Origin of the sequence: Mycobacterium sp. D16Q13 (assembly GCF_002013375.1) — a bacterium.
Lineage (GTDB): Bacteria > Actinomycetota > Actinomycetes > Mycobacteriales > Mycobacteriaceae > Mycobacterium.
In genome coordinates, this window is record NZ_MAEW01000023.1 from 70,115 (window position 1) to 85,976 (window position 15,862).

At 63.8% G+C, this 15,862-nt stretch carries 18 protein-coding genes; 13 read left to right on the top strand and 5 right to left on the bottom strand.

Annotation, left to right across the window (positions count from 1 at the left end):
* The first annotated feature begins 175 nt into the window (after positions 1–175).
* Entirely contained in the window at positions 176–853 is a 678-nt protein-coding gene (locus B4400_RS22015; protein WP_078312695.1) for a slipin family protein, read from the top strand.
* Between the two features lie 10 nt (positions 854–863).
* On the opposite strand, the gene B4400_RS22020 is transcribed toward B4400_RS22015, so the two are convergent.
* Positions 864–1,697, bottom strand: a complete 834-nt coding sequence (locus B4400_RS22020) for a class I SAM-dependent methyltransferase (RefSeq protein ID WP_078312696.1) — start codon at positions 1,695–1,697, stop codon at positions 864–866.
* Between the two features lie 54 nt (positions 1,698–1,751).
* Here B4400_RS22020 and B4400_RS22025 point away from each other — a divergent pair, with 54 nt between their 5' ends.
* The 4 genes from B4400_RS22025 to B4400_RS22040 all read left to right on the top strand — a co-directional run bounded on the left by B4400_RS22025 (position 1,752) and on the right by B4400_RS22040 (position 4,007).
* A complete protein-coding gene (locus B4400_RS22025) occupies positions 1,752–1,967 on the top strand; it encodes an antitoxin (RefSeq protein WP_078312697.1) in 216 nt (71 codons plus the stop codon).
* 25 nt (positions 1,968–1,992) lie between these two features.
* Positions 1,993–3,126, top strand: a complete 1,134-nt coding sequence (locus B4400_RS22030; protein WP_078312715.1) for a lipase family protein — start codon at positions 1,993–1,995, stop codon at positions 3,124–3,126.
* Between the two features lie 36 nt (positions 3,127–3,162).
* A complete protein-coding gene (locus tag B4400_RS22035; protein WP_078312698.1) occupies positions 3,163–3,606 on the top strand; it encodes a type II toxin-antitoxin system Rv0910 family toxin in 444 nt (147 codons plus the stop codon).
* Positions 3,607–3,719: 113 nt separating this feature from the next.
* Entirely contained in the window at positions 3,720–4,007 is a 288-nt protein-coding gene (locus B4400_RS22040; RefSeq protein WP_030094381.1) for a hypothetical protein, read from the top strand.
* A gap of 18 nt (positions 4,008–4,025) precedes the next feature.
* Here B4400_RS22040 and B4400_RS22045 read toward each other — a convergent pair whose 3' ends face one another.
* Positions 4,026–4,937 (bottom strand): LLM class flavin-dependent oxidoreductase, encoded by a 912-nt coding sequence (locus B4400_RS22045; protein WP_078312699.1) that lies wholly within the window; start codon positions 4,935–4,937, stop codon positions 4,026–4,028.
* A 91-nt stretch (positions 4,938–5,028) separates the two neighbouring features.
* On the opposite strand from B4400_RS22045, the gene B4400_RS22050 reads away from it, so the two are divergent.
* The gene (locus tag B4400_RS22050) at positions 5,029–5,580 is read left to right on the top strand and encodes a TetR/AcrR family transcriptional regulator (RefSeq protein WP_078312700.1); all 552 of its coding nucleotides are present in this window, start codon (positions 5,029–5,031) and stop codon (positions 5,578–5,580) included.
* Here B4400_RS22050 and B4400_RS22055 read toward each other — a convergent pair.
* A complete protein-coding gene (locus B4400_RS22055; protein ID WP_078312701.1) occupies positions 5,543–7,543 on the bottom strand; it encodes an MDR family MFS transporter in 2,001 nt (666 codons plus the stop codon). The genes B4400_RS22050 and B4400_RS22055 overlap by 38 nt on opposite strands.
* A gap of 149 nt (positions 7,544–7,692) precedes the next feature.
* On the opposite strand from B4400_RS22055, the gene B4400_RS24755 reads away from it, so the two are divergent.
* The 4 genes from B4400_RS24755 to B4400_RS22075 all read left to right on the top strand — a co-directional run bounded on the left by B4400_RS24755 (position 7,693) and on the right by B4400_RS22075 (position 11,881).
* On the top strand, positions 7,693–7,980 hold the full coding sequence (locus tag B4400_RS24755; protein WP_139361533.1) for a hypothetical protein: 288 nt from the start codon (positions 7,693–7,695) through the stop codon (positions 7,978–7,980).
* A gap of 79 nt (positions 7,981–8,059) precedes the next feature.
* The gene (adh, locus tag B4400_RS22065) at positions 8,060–9,577 is read left to right on the top strand and encodes an aldehyde dehydrogenase (protein WP_078312703.1); all 1,518 of its coding nucleotides are present in this window, start codon (positions 8,060–8,062) and stop codon (positions 9,575–9,577) included.
* A gap of 28 nt (positions 9,578–9,605) precedes the next feature.
* Positions 9,606–9,992: a DUF779 domain-containing protein gene (locus tag B4400_RS22070; RefSeq protein WP_078312704.1), complete on the top strand. Its 387-nt coding sequence runs from the start codon at positions 9,606–9,608 to the stop codon at positions 9,990–9,992.
* Positions 9,993–10,093: 101 nt separating this feature from the next.
* The gene (locus B4400_RS22075) at positions 10,094–11,881 is read left to right on the top strand and encodes a hypothetical protein (protein ID WP_078312705.1); all 1,788 of its coding nucleotides are present in this window, start codon (positions 10,094–10,096) and stop codon (positions 11,879–11,881) included.
* Here the strand turns inward: B4400_RS22075 and yaaA are convergent.
* On the bottom strand, positions 11,871–12,617 hold the full coding sequence (gene yaaA / locus B4400_RS22080) for a peroxide stress protein YaaA (RefSeq protein WP_078312706.1): 747 nt from the start codon (positions 12,615–12,617) through the stop codon (positions 11,871–11,873). The two genes, B4400_RS22075 and yaaA, sit on opposite strands and share 11 nt — an antisense overlap.
* A 119-nt stretch (positions 12,618–12,736) precedes the next feature.
* Here yaaA and B4400_RS22085 point away from each other — a divergent pair, with 119 nt between their 5' ends.
* On the top strand, positions 12,737–13,519 hold the full coding sequence (locus tag B4400_RS22085) for a VOC family protein (RefSeq protein ID WP_078312707.1): 783 nt from the start codon (positions 12,737–12,739) through the stop codon (positions 13,517–13,519).
* Positions 13,501–14,214, top strand: a complete 714-nt coding sequence (locus tag B4400_RS22090) for a polysaccharide deacetylase family protein (protein ID WP_286151410.1) — start codon at positions 13,501–13,503, stop codon at positions 14,212–14,214. Before B4400_RS22085 ends, B4400_RS22090 begins: the two co-directional genes overlap by 19 nt.
* Here B4400_RS22090 and dinB read toward each other — a convergent pair.
* Positions 14,211–15,416 (bottom strand): DNA polymerase IV, encoded by a 1,206-nt coding sequence (gene dinB / locus B4400_RS22095; RefSeq protein WP_078312717.1) that lies wholly within the window; start codon positions 15,414–15,416, stop codon positions 14,211–14,213. The two genes, B4400_RS22090 and dinB, sit on opposite strands and share 4 nt — an antisense overlap.
* 227 nt (positions 15,417–15,643) lie before the next feature.
* Between dinB and B4400_RS24760 the strand changes: the two genes are divergently transcribed.
* On the top strand, positions 15,644–15,862 hold a 219-nt coding region (locus B4400_RS24760), incomplete at its 3' end, for a hypothetical protein (RefSeq protein WP_212566667.1).

Consider the following 15,862-nt stretch of genomic DNA (forward strand, 5'->3'; position numbering starts at 1 on the left):
GCTAGTGGGTTCGAGTCCCGCACGGGACGGCTTCCGGGCTGCGCGCCGCAGGGCTCGCGATTCGGTCCTGCGGGGAGCGCTGTGGCGATTCCTCCCACCGGCTCGCGATGCTGTCCGGAAGCCGTTCCTCCACAACTGAATTACGACAAAAATAGGTAAGAGAGGTGAACAAAGAATGAGTATGTGGGACTGGATCTTCGGGCAGAAGGTCACGATCATGGAGTGGCAGCGCGGTGTGCTGTACCGCGAAGGTGTGTTCGAGGCGGTGCTGGCACCTGGCGTTCATTACACACGCCCGCGTACCGACACTTTGGTCACTGTGGACATGCGAACTCAGTCGGTGCAAGTTGCTGGCCAAGATGTGCTGACCGTTGACGGTTTCTTTGTGAAGGTATCGGCGGCGGTCAACTACACGGTGTCCAACCCGAGCGTTTTCGCTACGGCCGAGGGCGGTTCGGCGCACTGGAACATCTACCTGCGCACCCAGCTGCAGGTGCGTGACGCCGTCGCGGCACTGACTCTCGATGAGCTGCTGGCTCGGCGGGGTCAGATTCTGGGTGCGGACGCTGTCGCAAGACTCGCGGCAGAAGTAGCAGAGCTCGGTGTAACGGTGACGTGGTTCGTCGTCAAGGACATCATGCTGTCCGGCGAAGTGCGCAAGGCACTGGCTGAGCCGCTGCTGGCGCGAGAGGCGGGTAAGGCTCAGTTGGAACGAGCTCGCTCCGACGCGGCAGTGCTGCGCTCGATGGCGAACACCGCCAAGCTGCTGCGGGAGAACCCCGAGCTGCTGAGGCTGCGGACCCTCGAGTCGGTGGCCGAGGGCAGGGCCATGGTCGTCCTCAACGCACCGTGACCGCTCGCGCTTAGAAACTGAACCGCATGATCCTGCCGATGTCACGCAGGGCGGGGATGTGCGAGATCACCTTCATCTGGATGCGGCCCGATAGTGGCAGGTGCTCCTCACCCGCCACGTCGGTGCTGCGCAAGTCGTCGACGCAGCGCAGCCCAGGATGCAGCGCTTCGATCTGCCCGGGGTCGTCGATCCCCCAGTGCAGGGTGGCACCCGCGTTGCGCACCGCGGGCACCAGCTTCTGCAGCGTGATCCCGATGCTGGGGTAGCAGTCGAAGGCCAGTTGTCCGCTGGGGAATCGGCCGGTGATCCGCCGGATCAGGGACTGGCCGTCGGCGGGTGTCAGGTACATGGTCAAACCCTCGAATACCGCGAGGGTCGGCCGGTCGGCCGGGATGCTGTCGAGCCATGCCTCATCGGTGACCGAGCTTCCGACCATCCGATAGTCACCGGCACGCTCGGGGAGCAGCGCGCGCCGCAGCGCGATCACCTCGGGATAGTCGATATCGACCCAGCGCACCGTGTCGGGCGGATTGATCCGGAAGACGCGGGTATCCAGCCCGCAGGCCAGATGCAGCACCGTCGCCTCCCGGTGGACGGTGAGAAACTCCGAGGTCCAGACATCGAGTTGGCGCGCGCGCAGCGCTACCCCGATCGCCTGGGTGCCTTTGATCTTGGTTTTGGAGAAGTCGTAGTCGATACGCGCGACGGCGTCCGCGGCGTAGTGGTCATGAAGAACCGAATTAGGGGATGTGGCGTCTTGCGCGCGGCCGTACAAGGTGGCCAGCATCGTCTCGGGAGCGCCGGTCAATGTGATTTTCACAGGGTCCGTCACTCGACCCAACATACGCCGCGATCTCGTACTACAGTTGCGCCGTCCCAGACGAAGGAGAACACGCTCATGGCTGATTTCAAGGGTCTCATCGACAAGCTTAAGAGCCTGTTGGCGGGCAACAAGGACAAGGTGAACCAGGCCGTCGACAAGGTCGGCGACGCGATCGATTCCAAGACCGGTGGAAAGTACAGCGCGGTCGTGGACAAGGTGCAGGACGCCGCCAAGGGCGCGGTCGAGAAGGTAGAAGGCACCGAGGCCCCGAAGGCCGGCGACGCTCAGTAACCGACTGGCGCCGTTGGTTGCGGCGCTGGTGCTGTTCACGGCGGCCTGTGCGCGGGTGGAGGCGGAAGGTGTCGCACCTCCGCCTCCGTCGCCGCCGCCGGGTGAGGTGCTGTCGGATACGCCGTTGTCGCTGGCCCCGGATCTGGACGCCCACGCCGACGGTCATCTGATCCGATACATGTCGACCTCGGGTGCCACCGGCACACCCACCGAGGTGTCCGGAGTTGTCTTTGCCCCGAAAGGTCAACCACCGCAACAAGGTTGGCCCATCGTGTCAGTGGGACATGGCACCACAGGGCTAGACGACGAGTGCGCGGTTTCTCGTGCTGCCGATTTGCGGGGCTATATCTGGCTGGTGCGCAACCTCACCAAGCGCGGCTGGGTGGTGGCTATCACGGATTACGAGGGACTGGGCGTTCCGGGCCCGCATCCGTATCTGGAACCGCGGTCCGAGGGCTTCAACGTGATCGACGCTGCGCGTGCCGCGGTGTCGCTGATCCCCGGGGCTTCGACCACGTGGGCGGCCATTGGCGCTTCCCAGGGCGGCCAGGCGACGTGGGCGGCCGCCGAGCTTACGGGCGATTACGCCCCCGAGCTGGAGTTTGTGGGCGCGGCCAACCTGTCCCCGGCCGCCGATCTCACCGATATGGCGACGCACGTCGGCGACGGCCGATACGACTGGAGTCAGCTCTCGATGATGCCCACCTTGCTGACGGGGCTGTCGGTCACCATTCCGGAGCTGAGGCCGGAGAACTTTCTGCATGGATCCTTCCAGGACAACCCGCATGACAAAGCGCTCCTGCTGGGGTGTCACAACGGACTGGACCCCGCGCGGGCAGCGGCCATAGGTAGATTGCGCGCCAACGATTTTCACGGCACCAGCGCATTGGACCCGGCGATTTTCGCGGCTGCTCTGAAGCGGATCGCGCTACCGCTCGGCCCGGCGTCCGGGCCGATGCTCGTGTATGCCGGTGGGGCCGACCGCCTCATCGACGCACGCTGGATCCACACGGCGGTGCGACGGGCCTGCGTACTGGGTGACACGGTCCAGGAGATCATCGCGCCAGGTAAGGGGCACGTGGACCCCGACGGGGAACGGCTGGGGGTGCAGTGGATCGCGGATCGGTTTGCCGGGATCCCAGCGCCCAGTAACTGCTAGCCCCGGGTCGGTATCGCTCCGGTATCGTTTGCCGACGTGGCAGCCAAACTGAATTCCTCCATCGATGTGCCCCTCCCTCCTCAGGAGGCTTGGGAGCACGCCTCGGATCTGCGGCGTTTCGATGAGTGGCTGAGCGTTCACACCGCGTGGCGCAGCGCGTTGCCCGAGATCTTGGAAAAAGGCACGGTGATCGACTCGATCGTGTGCGTGAAGGGCATGTACAACCGGGTCAAATGGACCCTGCAGAAGTACGACCCTCCGACGGGTCTGTTCCTGGAGGGGCAGGGCAGGGGCGGGGTGAAGGTCAAGCTCCGGTTGACGATCACCCCGAAGGGGCCGGGTTCGGTCGTGGATTTCACCCTGCATTTGGGTGGGCCCGCGATGTTCGGCCCGATCGGCGCGGTGGTCGCGGCCGCGCTGCGCAGTGACATCGACGCCTCGCTGACGAAGTTCGTTCAAGTTTTTGCATCCGCGTCATAATTTGCGTTTTTCGCGTTCTACCTGCGAAAACACAAGCGACGGTTTGTGATTGGATGAGTTTCGAGTTCGTGTCGGTGGTTGGCAGGCTCCGGAATAAGGAGCAATATGGATATATGTCAATCACACGGAAGTTCATCGGAACGGTGTTCGCCGCTGGTGCCGGCGCGGTGCTTATCGCTGCTGCGCCCGCCGCCGTGATGACCACCGGGGTGCCGACAACCACGTCCAACCAGGTCGTTCTTGCCGATCCCGGCGGCTCTGGCAGCGGTGACGCGGGAGGCGGCGGTGGCTGCTACAACGGCGTGTGCGGCGGATGGAATCCCGGGCAAGGTGGCTGGGGCCATGGCTGCTACAACGGCGTCTGTGGCGGCTGGGACGGCCAGCGCGGCTGGGGTAACTGAGCCGCGCAGCCGCACGAATTAGTGCGCTAGCGGTCGAAGGGCTTGGGCCAGGGCGTCATACGCGTCCCGGCGAGCTGATCCGGTGCCGAGCAGGTGATCCGGGAGGATGACTTCGTCGACGCCCTCCTGGGCCCATGGTGCGATCTGCTCTGCGATGCGTTCCGCGGTACCGTACAACACTGGAATCGGTGATGCCGCAGCGGTTTCTGCTGCGCGGGCCTCGGACTGTGGGCCGTCGGTGACGATGATGCGAGCCTGAGTGGAACGCCAAATCGTCGCCGGATCCCGGCCAATCTTCTCGGCCGCGGCGTCTAATCGGCCCGAGATCTCGTGGAAGGTGCCGGGCGCAGACCACTGATTCCATTCGTGGGCATACCGCGCGGTCAGGCCCAGCATCCGCGGCTGAGTGGCGCCGATCAGGATCGGTAATGGCCGCTGTACTGGTTTGGGTTCGCAGATGCCCTCCGCCAGCTGGTAGTACTCGCCGGCCACGGTGGTGGCTTGCTCGTTGAGCAGGCCGGTAATCACTTGCAGCCCTTCGGAAAACCGGTCGACGCGTGGTCCGGGCTTGCCGAGTTCGAGCCCGTAGCGCTGGTGCTCGTTTTCCTGCCAGCCGGCGCCCAGACCGAGCGTGAAGCGCCCCTGGCTGACGTGGTCGACGGTGGCCGCCCAGTTGGCCAGCACCGCTGGATGCCGGAATGTCATCGACAGCACCAGGGGCGCGAGCCGGATTCGCGAGGTGGCCGCGGCGAGCGCGGCAAAGATCGCGGTGGCCTCGTGGAAATCGGTGCGCTCCTCGGCGGTGTCCGCGTGCGACATGAAGTGGTCGGCCGCGTAGAAGGCGCGCCAGGTTCCGTTGTCGGCGTATTGGGCGATATCCAGCAGATCTGCCCAGGATTGATTGGTTTGTCCCCATATCGAGAAGCGCATGTCGTCCAGCCTAGAGCCGGTGCACATATCGCCGTTATTGCGTACTACCCTCGAAATGGTGGAGGAGCAACCAAGGGGTCGGCGGGCAGAGGTGATCGCTGCCGCCATTGAGGTGGCGGGCACCATGGGTGTTGGCGGTCTCACGTATCGCTCGGTGGACGCGGCGGCGAATGTGCCGAGCGGGACTACGTCGAATCATTTCCGTACGCGTGATGCGCTGTTGTTGGGTGTCATCGTCGAGATCGAGAAACTTCGCCGGGCCTTCTGGCGGGCGCTTGTCACCGAGATCAGCCCGACCACAGTGGCCGACCTGGTGGGTATAGGGACCGCATACGTCAAGGGTGCCGTCGGGGTGATGAGTACCCGGGTGCGGGCGTACATGGCGCTTCTCATGGAGGGTTGGAGCCATCCCGATCTGAGAGAGCCGCTACAGCGGGGCCGGGATGCGCAGATTCCCCGCACGTTGCAGCTCATGCGCCACGTGAACCCGACGACCCCGCAGCTGCACGCGGAAATCTTCCAGGACTATCTCACCGGCATCATCTATCAGCAGCTTGCCAACCCGCTGCCGGACTTCAATCCGCGTCCCGGGATCGAGGCGCTGCTCACCGCGCTGGTGCTGCCCCAGGAAGCGCAGCGATAGGGTTCTCGCGCCAGTCGGTATCGGTAACGATTCGCCGTGAAATGCGTTCCAGCGCTGCCTGAATCTGCTCGCGGTCTGCGCGATCTTCAAAATCGGGTGTGCGGGAAAGCCGTTCGACGAGGTACTGGTTGATCGCCTCGCTGATCTTGTCGACTTCCTGTCGCCCCGAGTCGGTGAGCCAGACGTGGTCATTGGTGCGCAGGGCGTAGCCATTCCCGACGAGTTCGTTGAAGGCGGGGTCGATGACCTCTGGTGGTATCCGGTACCACTGCGCGATACGGGATACCTCGGCAGACCCGGTAGCACGCAGAAAACGGTTGGCCTGAACCAAGGCCCACAGCGGAGCGATGGGCATCGATACACCCGCGTGTTCGCGAAGCTTGCGCAGGCCGATATGTGGGAATCCGCGCATCGCATTGCTGATCGCGATCTCCAGCAATTTGTCCGGTGAGACCGAATTCGGCATGCCGAAGCCCTCGCCCATGTCCGCGGCAAGGGCCGAGTCGGTGCCGCGCAGCGGGACTTCCTTGAGGAACAGCGCGACGACGAACCCGATGACGGCAACCGGTGTGGCACAGAGGAACACCAGATCCAATGAGTCGGCATAGGCGTTGATGACAGGTATCGCTGCCTCATGCGGCAATGCGTGCAGCGCCTGCGGCGACTGGGTGGCCTCGGGTGGCACCTTCACCGAGCTGATCTCGCGTGCAAGGAAATTGGAGAACAGTGACCCGAATATCGCCGCGCCGAAAGAGCTGCCAATGGTGCGGAAGAACGTCACGCCGGACGTCGCGACGCCCAGATCGTCGAATCGGGCCGTGTTCTGCACGATGAGGGTGAGTACCTGCATTGATGCGCCGATACCGACGCCCAGGAGGAGCAGGTACAGCGACTGCAGGATGAACGGTGTGGAGTTGTCCATGCTAGACAGCAGCACCAGTGCGATGGCCATGATGGCGGTGCCGGCGACTGGATAGCGTTTGTACTTGCCGGTGCGCCCCACCAGGGTGCCGGTTCCGGTGGAGGTGATGAGCATGCCCGCCACCATGGGCAAGGTGCGCATGCCCGAGACGGTCGCCGAGACGCCGTTGACGAACTGCATGAACGTCGGCAGATAGGTCATCACGCCGAGCATGGCGAAACCGACGACGAAGCTCAGCACGCAGCAGATGGTGAAAACCGGGTCGCGGAACAGCCTTGGAGGCAGAATCGGTTCGGGCACACGGGATTCCACCCAGACGAACAGCGCTATGGCTGCGACCGAGCCGACGAACAACCCGATAATCATCGGTGAGGACCAGGGGTAGGTGGTGCCGCCCCAGCTGGTCGCCAGCGTCAGTGCCGAGGCGCCCAGCCCGATGAGCACAATGCCCCAATAGTCGATGACGGGACGTGTCGCCTTGGCCAGTGCCGGGATGGCCCCGGCCGCGACCACGATCACCACAGCCGAGATGGGCAGATTGATATAAAACGCCCAGCGCCACCCCAGATGATCGGTGAACAGACCGCCCAGCAGCGGGCCGATCACGGTCGTCACCCCGAAGACCGCGCCCAGCATGCCCTGATAGCGGCCGCGCTCGCGCATGGGGATGATCTCGCCGATGAGGGCGGTCGCCGTCACCATCAGGCCACCGGAGCCAAGGCCCTGGATCGCGCGTGCGCCGACCAACATGGCCATGGAGCCAGCCATACCGCACAGCAGCGACCCGGCCGCGAAGATGAGGATGCAGGCGATGAAGACTGCGCGCCGCCCGAAGAGATCTCCGAACTTGCCCATGACGGCAGTGGCCACGGTGGAGGCGAGTAGATAGCTGGTGACCACCCACGACTGGTGCCCGGCATCGCCGAGATCGGCGACAACGGTGGGCAGGGCGGTGGCGACAATGGTGCCGTCCAGGGCGGCGAGCAGCATCCCGAGCAGGACCGCGACGAAGATGAGATTGCGGCGCTGCACGCTGATCATCGAGCTCGCGGCTTCCTGATCGACGGTTTCGGATTCAGGTGACTGCGTAGACATCGTTACCCACTCTAAAGTATTTAATTTGGCATGCGTCTATTCTTGTCCGCATGGTCTATATGCGCAGCACAAACAGTGGTTCTATAGTTGCTGGGTTGTCAAGAAAGTTTCCTCACCTTCATATCGAGCTGGTTGGATCGGATGCGTCAGGTCTTCCGGGGGCGTGGCGAGGTATCGCGTTGTTATCGGGACGCGAGGCGGTGAGCGAAGCCCTGCTGTTGTGGCGCGGAGATCGGGAGTCTGATTGGCAATTCCGGTTTGGGCTAGCCCCGGCGGATGGTTCCACCGCGCTTGAACGCGAGACGGACGACCTCTTCACGCATCTGGATGACATGTTGGTCGGGTCCTTTCACGTACCTTCCGGTGGCCGGGAACTCATGTGAACCGCGGCCGTGCCCACGCTTTTGACCTGGGTGTAACGTACGTCACAGGGCTCGGATGTTAGACCGACAGGAGCAGGCAATGAAGCACGCAGCACCCGGAACCGAGGGCAGCGCAGTCACTTTCGCTCCCCGATACGACAACTTCATCGGCGGGGAGTGGGTGGCTCCTTCCGATGGACGGTACTTCGACAATTCCTCGCCTATCGATGGCAAGGTGTTCACTCAGGTTGCTCGTAGCACCGCGCCTGACATCGAGAAGGCCCTGGACGCCGCCCACGCCGCGGCCGAAGCCTGGGGCAACACCTCACCGGCCGACCGGTCGAACACTCTGCTCCGGGTCGCCGACCGGATGGAACAGAACATCGAGAAGCTGGCGGTCGCCGAGACATGGGACAACGGCAAGCCGATACGTGAAAGCCTCAACGCCGATATCCCGCTGGCCATCGATCACTTTCGATACTTCGCCGGGGTGCTGCGTGCCCAGGAGGGATCGATCTCCGAGATCGACCATGACACCGTCGCCTACCACTTCCACGAGCCGCTCGGTGTCGTCGGCCAGATCATCCCGTGGAATTTCCCACTGCTGATGGCGGTTTGGAAGCTGGCGCCGGCGCTGGCGGCAGGCAACTGTGTGGTGCTCAAGCCCGCCGAGCAGACGCCCGTCTCGATCCTTGTGTTAATGGAGTTGATCGCCGACCTGCTCCCGCCGGGGATCATCAACGTGGTCAACGGGTTTGGCGTCGAGGCCGGCAAGCCGCTGGCGTCGAGTCCGCGTATCGCCAAGATCGCGTTCACCGGCGAGACCACCACCGGGCGCCTCATCATGCAGTACGCGACCGAGAACATCATTCCCGTCACTTTGGAGCTGGGTGGCAAGAGCCCCAACATCTTCATGCCCGATGTGATGGCCGCCGACGATGCCTTCCTGGACAAGGCACTCGAAGGCTTCACCATGTTCGCGCTCAACCAGGGCGAGGTGTGCACATGTCCCTCGCGGGCGCTCGTGCATTCGTCCATCTACGACGAGTTCATCGCCCGCGCGATCCCCCGCGTCGAGGCGATCGTCAGTGGTGATCCGCTGGATGAGGACACCATGATCGGCGCCCAGGCGAGTAACGACCAATACGAAAAGATCTTGTCTTACATCGATATTGGGCGAAAAGAAGGCGCCCAGGTGCTCACCGGAGGTGACGCCCGCAAGGTCTCGGAGTACCCGGACGGTGCCTACATTCAGCCGACCGTGTTCGCCGGTACCAACAACATGCGCATCTTCCAGGAGGAGATCTTCGGTCCGGTGCTGTCGGTGGCGAAGTTCGACTCGCTGGACGAGGCATTGAAGATTGCCAACGACACGCTGTACGGCCTGGGCGCCGGGGTGTGGTCACGCGATATGACGAACGCCTATCGGCTGGGCCGCGGCATCAAGGCGGGCCGGGTATGGACAAACTGTTACCACCAGTACCCGGCGCACGCCGCGTTCGGCGGTTACAAGAAATCCGGTATCGGGCGTGAGAACCACAAGATGATGCTCGATCACTATCAGCAGACCAAGAACCTCTTGGTGAGCTACTCGCCCGACGCCGCAGGCTTCTTCTGATGGGCGGTTACGCGAAGGAAGTCCAGCCCTGATCAACCGCGTCGAGCTCACTCCGGCGGCGGCCGAGCTGTTGGCTTCGCTGGCGGCTAGGCATGGGCCTGTGATGTTCCACCAGTCCGGCGGCTGCTGTGACGGCAGCGCGCCGATGTGTTACTTGCGCGGGGAATTTCGTGTGGGTGCGTCGGATGTGTTGCTCGGCGAGGTTAGCGGGGATACCCCGTTCTGGATGAGTGCCGACCAGTTCGAGTACTGGTCACATACACATTTGACGGTGGATGTGGTGCCCGGGCGCGGGTCAGGATTTTCGCTGGAGGCGCCGGAGGGGGTGCGTTTCCTCATCCGCTCAAGGTTGTTCACCGATGACGAGGTGCTCGCGTTGGCGAATCAGCCGGTCAGGACCGGCGCCGACGGTTGAGGCGCTGCCGATTCCTTCGTGTTGTCGGTTGCCTGCAGAGGTAGTAGTTTGCCCTTGTCGGAGACAGTCTGGTCGGGTCGGTCGTAGGGGAGTGTCATCCAGTGTATGTAGCTATTCGAACTGCTGCGGTTGCTGCGGTGTGCAGTCTGTGCGTCGGAACCGGTGTGGACGCGCGCACTGTGCGGCCGGTTCCTTCCTTAACGCCTACGGCCACAACGCGTTCCGTGACGAATCAGGCGGTCTCTCTCACGTCGTTTTCTGACCTGCTGGCGGTGGCCGCTCCTCAGAACAGCACTGGGGCGCAATCGAATCCGGTCGCCACCGGGGTACCGAGTAGCAGTGATCTCATCGGGACAGTCGCCAAGCTCCTCACGGCGTCACAAGCCGCGTCGACCGGTTCGGCTCCGGGGATCACCGCGGCCGCCGCTGAGCCTGTCGATCCGCCGGTAGAGCAGCCGGTTGATCCGCCCGTCGAGCAGCCCACAGATCCACCCGCGGCTGACGAGCCGGCGCCGCCGACTAACTTTCCGGGGACGCATTGGCCTGCGTTTGGCACCCCGTCCTACTTTGCGCAGTTGGCCTTTGCGGTGTTCCACGTTGTGGCCTTGCCGATCACGGTGCCTGTGCAGTTCTTCTTGGGCAGTGCCGAGGGTGTGCCGACAGTGATAGCCGCGGCGCTCAATGACTTGTCGGGCCTGCTAGGCCAGATACCCGGGTTCTCACCGCAGCAACCGGCGGCGCAGGCGCAGCAGAAGGTCGCAGAGACTTCCTCGCCGTTGCAGAAGGCGGCAGCAGCGGAGGCCGAAGCGCCCGCCGCTGAGGAGCCGGCGCCGGCTCCAGAACCGGAGCCCTTGCCGACCAACTTCCCGGGCCCGCGCCCGGCGTTCGGCACGCCGTCCTACTTTGCGCAGTTGGCGTTCGCGGTGCTGCATGTGCTGGCGCTGCCGATCACGGTGCCGGTACAGGCGATCATCGGTACGACCGAGGGCGTGCCATCGGTGATCGTCGCGGCGCTCAATGACTTGTCGAGCCTGCTGGGACAGGTGCCGAAGATATCGCTACCAGGGACCGACCCCGGGACCACACCGGAGGCATCCTCGAAGCAGGTCGATCAGGCTGTCACCAAGCCGGAAACCGCGTCCGAGAGGTCAGAGACCACCAAGCGCGACGTCGATGCGAAGGCGCCCAGTACCGAGCACACGGAGCACGCGGCGAAGCCAGGCGATACGCCCGCAGAGTCGTCCAAAACCGAGCATGAGGCCAAGCCCGCTGATACTTCGGCGGACGCGACGAAGGTTGATCCGACGAAGGCTGTTGAGCCCAAGGTTGATCCGGCGAAGGCTGTCGATCCGACGAAGGCTGTTGAGCCCAAGGTTGATCCGACGAAGGCTGTCGATCCGACGAAGGTCGTTGAGCCCAAGGTTGATCCGGCGGCGGCAGCATCAACGAAGCCCGAGCCCGCCAAGCCCGTTGCGGTCAAGCCGGAGACCAAGCCCGAACCGGTCAAGGCGGAGACCAAGCCCGAACCGGTCAAGGCGGAGACCAAGCCGGAACCGGCCAAGCCTGAAACCGCCAGCCCGGTGAAGGTCGTCCGCGACAGCCTGAAGTCGACACCCGGTGGAACCACCACCACCGGCGGCACCAAGACGACCGAGGGATCCAAGGGCGCCGAAACGGACGGTAAGGCGCCCGCCGCGTCTACGGCGATCAAGGTGCGCGAAGGATCGACCCCCTCCGTGGGTGGCACGACCGATAAGCCCGCCGAGAAGCCCTCGACGGAGAAGTCGTCGACCGGTAAGAGCTCACCGGCTTCGGAAGGGAATTCACATTCCTCCGAAGGAAAGACGCACTCGTCCGAAGGCAAGTCACACTCCGGGTCTACTGACTGACGATGATCGTCAGCGTGTTGCCGTCGCGTTCGATATGAAGTCCGGCGCGCCGGGCGACGGCAGCCACGGAGGCGGCATCGTTGGGCTCGGCTCTGCTGCCGGCGAGGATGCGTGCCAGTTTGCCCTTGTGGGCCTTGTTGAAATGGGTGATCACCGTGCGCCGCCCATCGGGATGTTCTGTGAGGCAATCAACGGTTACCGCCTGCGGTAGCCGCCCCAATCCCGCGTACGAGCCCGAGCGTAGGTCCACCACCAGTTCGTCGGCGGCCAGCTCCGCCAAGACCGGTTCCAGTACCGGCTTCCAGCGGGCAGACAAGGACGGTCTTCCAGGCAGCTTGGACGAGGCCGACAGCCGATAGGCAGGCACCGGGTCGTCGGCGCGTAGCAGTCCGAACAGCGCCGAGCCGACAGCCAGGCGTTCGCGCGCACGCGTCGCGGAGGCGCCGCGCAGAGACGTCACGTCCAGGGCGTCGTACAGCACACCGGTGTACCGCTGCAGAGCGGGCATGGTGGGGGAGATCCGTAGTTCGGCATTGCGCTGGATTTCGGCGTCCTGGGAGGCCGAGATGCCCAGCGCCTTCCTGCATGCCGGGGGGTCGGCGGCAAGGGCGACGAGTTCGTCAACGAGTGCCGCGCGCACTGGATTCAGCGATGGTGTGGCCAGCTTGTCCAGGCGCAGAGGAACATGATCTCCACCCTCGCGTTTGGTTTCCGAGGGCGGCAGCAACACGATCACGCCACAGACCGTAGCGAACTGGCCGCTGCTCACGGCGCAGCGGGTCAGCAGCTGCGATGAGTTTTGGTGGTCCGGATGGTCGATATGGGTGAGTGCCCCATCCAGTACAAGGAGACCCCATGCCCACTCGTGAAGAAACTCCACTCGGCGCCCCCGCGTGGATCGACCTTGCCTCGTCGGATGTTGAGAAATCAAAGGCCTTTTATAGCGCCTTGTTCGGCTGGACCCTGCAGGAAGCGGGCCCCGAGTACGGGGGCTACATCAACGCGCACAAGGACGGCAAGGCTGTCGCAGGAATGATCGCGAACAATCCGGAGTGGAATGCTCCCGACAGTTGGACTACCTACTTCGCCACCGATGACATCAACGCCACGCTGCAGAAGGCAGTCGACAACGGTGGTGCACATTGCTTGGAGGCCATGGAGGTTCCGCAGCTCGGATATATGGGGCTCTTCGGTGATCCTTCCGGCGCCGTGGTGGGGCTGTGGCAGCCGCTGGCCCACAAGGGGTTCCAGCTGGTCGCCGAGGCGGGCGCGCCGGTGTGGCACGAGCTGAACACCCGTGAGTACGACAAGGCGGTCGACTTCTACACCAAGGTGCTCGGTTGGGACACCAAGGTAGAGGGTGATTCCGAGGAGTTCCGGTATGCGTGCGCCCAGCATGATGGGGAGCCGATCGCCGGAGTCAACGACGCGACAGTGGGCCAGTGGACGCTCCCCGAGGGTGTGCCGGCACATTGGGCCGTGTATTTCGGCACCGACGACACCGATGCCAGTGCGGCCAAGGCGGCCGAGCTCGGTGGTGTGGTGCTCACGGCCGCGCAGGACACCCCTTACGGCCGGATGGCGCTGATTCAGGACACCACCGGCGGTACCTTCTGGTTGTGCTCCGTCGATTCCTGATCGCCGCTGCGGTAGGCCTCGTCATCGTCCTCGCGGCGATGACGGGGCTCTACTTCTTGGTGAACGCGCGCACCTTTCAGCTAGCGGGAACCCTTGTCGCGCACTGTGCCACCGATGAGAAGGTGGTCGCGCTCACGCTTGATGACGGGCCGAGTGGCCGCACCTCCGAGGTGTTGGTGACGCTCCAGCGTGCGCACATTCCTGCCACCTTCTATCTGGTTGGACAGGATCTCGCAAGGAATCCGTGGTCGGGACGCCAGATCGCCGCGGCCGGTCACGAGATCGGTAACCACAGCTACACCCATCGCCGACTGGTCTTCGTCACTCCGGCCACTGTGCGGGAGGAAGTGGAGAACACCGATAAGCAAATCCGGGCAACAGGATTCAGCGGTGCCATAACCTTCCGCCCGCCTTACGGCAAGAAGCTCTACGGGTTGCCGCGGTATCTCGCGTCCCATGACCGCATCACCGTGATGTGGGACGTCGAGCCCGACTCCGAAGGGCCACGAACACGGGAAGCGATCGTGGAGGAGACCGTCTCCCGGGTGCATCCCGGGTCGATCATTCTCCTGCATGTGATGTATTCCTCTGGACGGGAATCGCTTTCGGCGATCCCCGAAATTTCGCAACGTCTCCAGGAACAGGGTTATCGGTTCGTCACTGTGTCACAGCTCCTTGCCACGCCGTGTCGTTAGATGTCTTCGAAGGTCGGGATGCCCCACTCCTCGTGTCCGCCGCCATGGAGCAAGGTGGCGCGGGTGACCGATCGAGTGCCGAACTTGTCGCGCAGTTCATCAAGGGTACTGTCGAGTGCCAGCGCATTCTCCGCCAAACCCGTGAACGGAAGTTCCAATTGTGCTGCACCGCAGGGGTCGAAGTTGGATACCGAGAATCCGATCAGGGTGATCCCCCGTTCGGCGACGAGTGCAGTGGCCTGGGCAACAAGCTGTCGTGCCACTGACAGCAGCTGCTCGGTAGACGTCGTGGGCCGCGGCACGGTGTGTGAGCGCGTCGCGCGTGTGTAATCGTCGAACCGCAATCGCAGTACCACTGTTCGGCAACTTCGTCCGGTGCCACGCATCCGGCGGGCGATCCTTTCGACGAGTTGCGTCGCGATGGCGTCGATCTCATCGGCGCTGCGGCGCCGTCTGCCGAGTGCGCACTGCGCGCCGATCGAGCGTCGCCGCCGTCCACCCTGCACCCGTCGTGGGTCGACATTGTGTGCCAGACAATGTAATTGGTGACCCATGGCCCGACCGACCATGGATGCTAGCGTGGACTCGCCGAGATCGGCGATATCCGCGACCGTATGGATGCCGTACACCCGCAGCTTCTCGGCGGTGATCGCACCGACGCCCCACAGCGCCTGCACCGGCAATGGGCGCAGGAATGACAGCTCCTGGTGCGGCTCCACCACCAACAGCCCATCGGGCTTGCCCTGTCTGCTGGCGACCTTGGCCAGGAACTTGGTGCGAGCGATCCCGACGGTGATCGGCAGACCTGCCCGTCGGCGTACCTCCGCCCGCAATGTTGCCGCGATATTGCGCGGCGTGCCCGAAATGCGCAGTAAGCCAGAGACATCGAGAAACGCCTCGTCGATGGACAACGGCTCGACCAGGGGAGTGGTGTCTCGGAAGACCTCGAAGACCTTCTTGCTCGCCGCGCTGTAGGCGTCGAAACGGGGTGGAACCACTACGGCTTTCGGGCATAGTTGTTGAGCCTGCCGGCCCCCCATCGCGGTGCGGACCCCGCATCGCTTCGCTTCGTAGCTGGCGGCCAACACGACACCGCCTCCAACGATCACCGGGCGGCCGCGCAGCGCTGGATCATCGCGTTGCTCGACGGAGGCGTAGAACGAGTCCAGATCCGCGTGCAAGATGCTGGCGGTTCCGGTCATGAACAGATGCTCGCACCGGGGTCCGACAGTCATAGCGGGTTGATTTGCCCAACCGCTGGTTGATTCGGAGAAGCGCGGGGCAATCCTTGGTGGCGACCGGGAGATATTTGACTTACGGCTAGGAAAACTATCGAGTTCGTGGTCGGCGGCATGGTGCAGTGTGCCCTACGTTTATGGCGAGTTCTCCAGGTTACTTCCAGCCTATTCACAAACTTTGCCCAGAAGGGGTGGTTTACGTGCGTATACGACTTCGTGCCACGGCGGCCGCGACGGTTTGCAGTATTTGCATCGCCGCGTCGGCTTCCGCGCTCACGATCCAAACTCCGATCGCGAGTCCGGAACAGCATCGGACCGTCTCGACACAGGGTTACGTCCTGACGTCGAACGACGGCACACTCTCGCCCGCCAGCATCGGCTCGCTGGCCACCTTGCCGGGCGTGACCACA

Excerpts from the sequence above, each read along its gene's own strand:
- B4400_RS22015 (WP_078312695.1), top strand. The coding sequence starts at position 176 with ATGAGTATGTGGGACTGGATCTTCGGGCAGAAGGTCACGATCATGGAG.
- B4400_RS22020 (WP_078312696.1), bottom strand. The coding sequence starts at position 1,697 with ATGTTGGGTCGAGTGACGGACCCTGTGAAAATCACATTGACCGGCGCT.
- B4400_RS22025 (WP_078312697.1), top strand. The coding sequence starts at position 1,752 with ATGGCTGATTTCAAGGGTCTCATCGACAAGCTTAAGAGCCTGTTGGCG.
- B4400_RS22040 (WP_030094381.1), top strand. The coding sequence starts at position 3,720 with ATGTCAATCACACGGAAGTTCATCGGAACGGTGTTCGCCGCTGGTGCC.
- B4400_RS22045 (WP_078312699.1), bottom strand. The coding sequence starts at position 4,937 with ATGCGCTTCTCGATATGGGGACAAACCAATCAATCCTGGGCAGATCTG.
- B4400_RS22055 (WP_078312701.1), bottom strand. The coding sequence starts at position 7,543 with ATGATCAGCGTGCAGCGCCGCAATCTCATCTTCGTCGCGGTCCTGCTC.
- adh (WP_078312703.1), top strand. The coding sequence starts at position 8,060 with ATGAAGCACGCAGCACCCGGAACCGAGGGCAGCGCAGTCACTTTCGCT.
- B4400_RS22085 (WP_078312707.1), top strand. The coding sequence starts at position 12,737 with ATGCCCACTCGTGAAGAAACTCCACTCGGCGCCCCCGCGTGGATCGAC.
- dinB (WP_078312717.1), bottom strand. The coding sequence starts at position 15,416 with ATGACCGGAACCGCCAGCATCTTGCACGCGGATCTGGACTCGTTCTAC.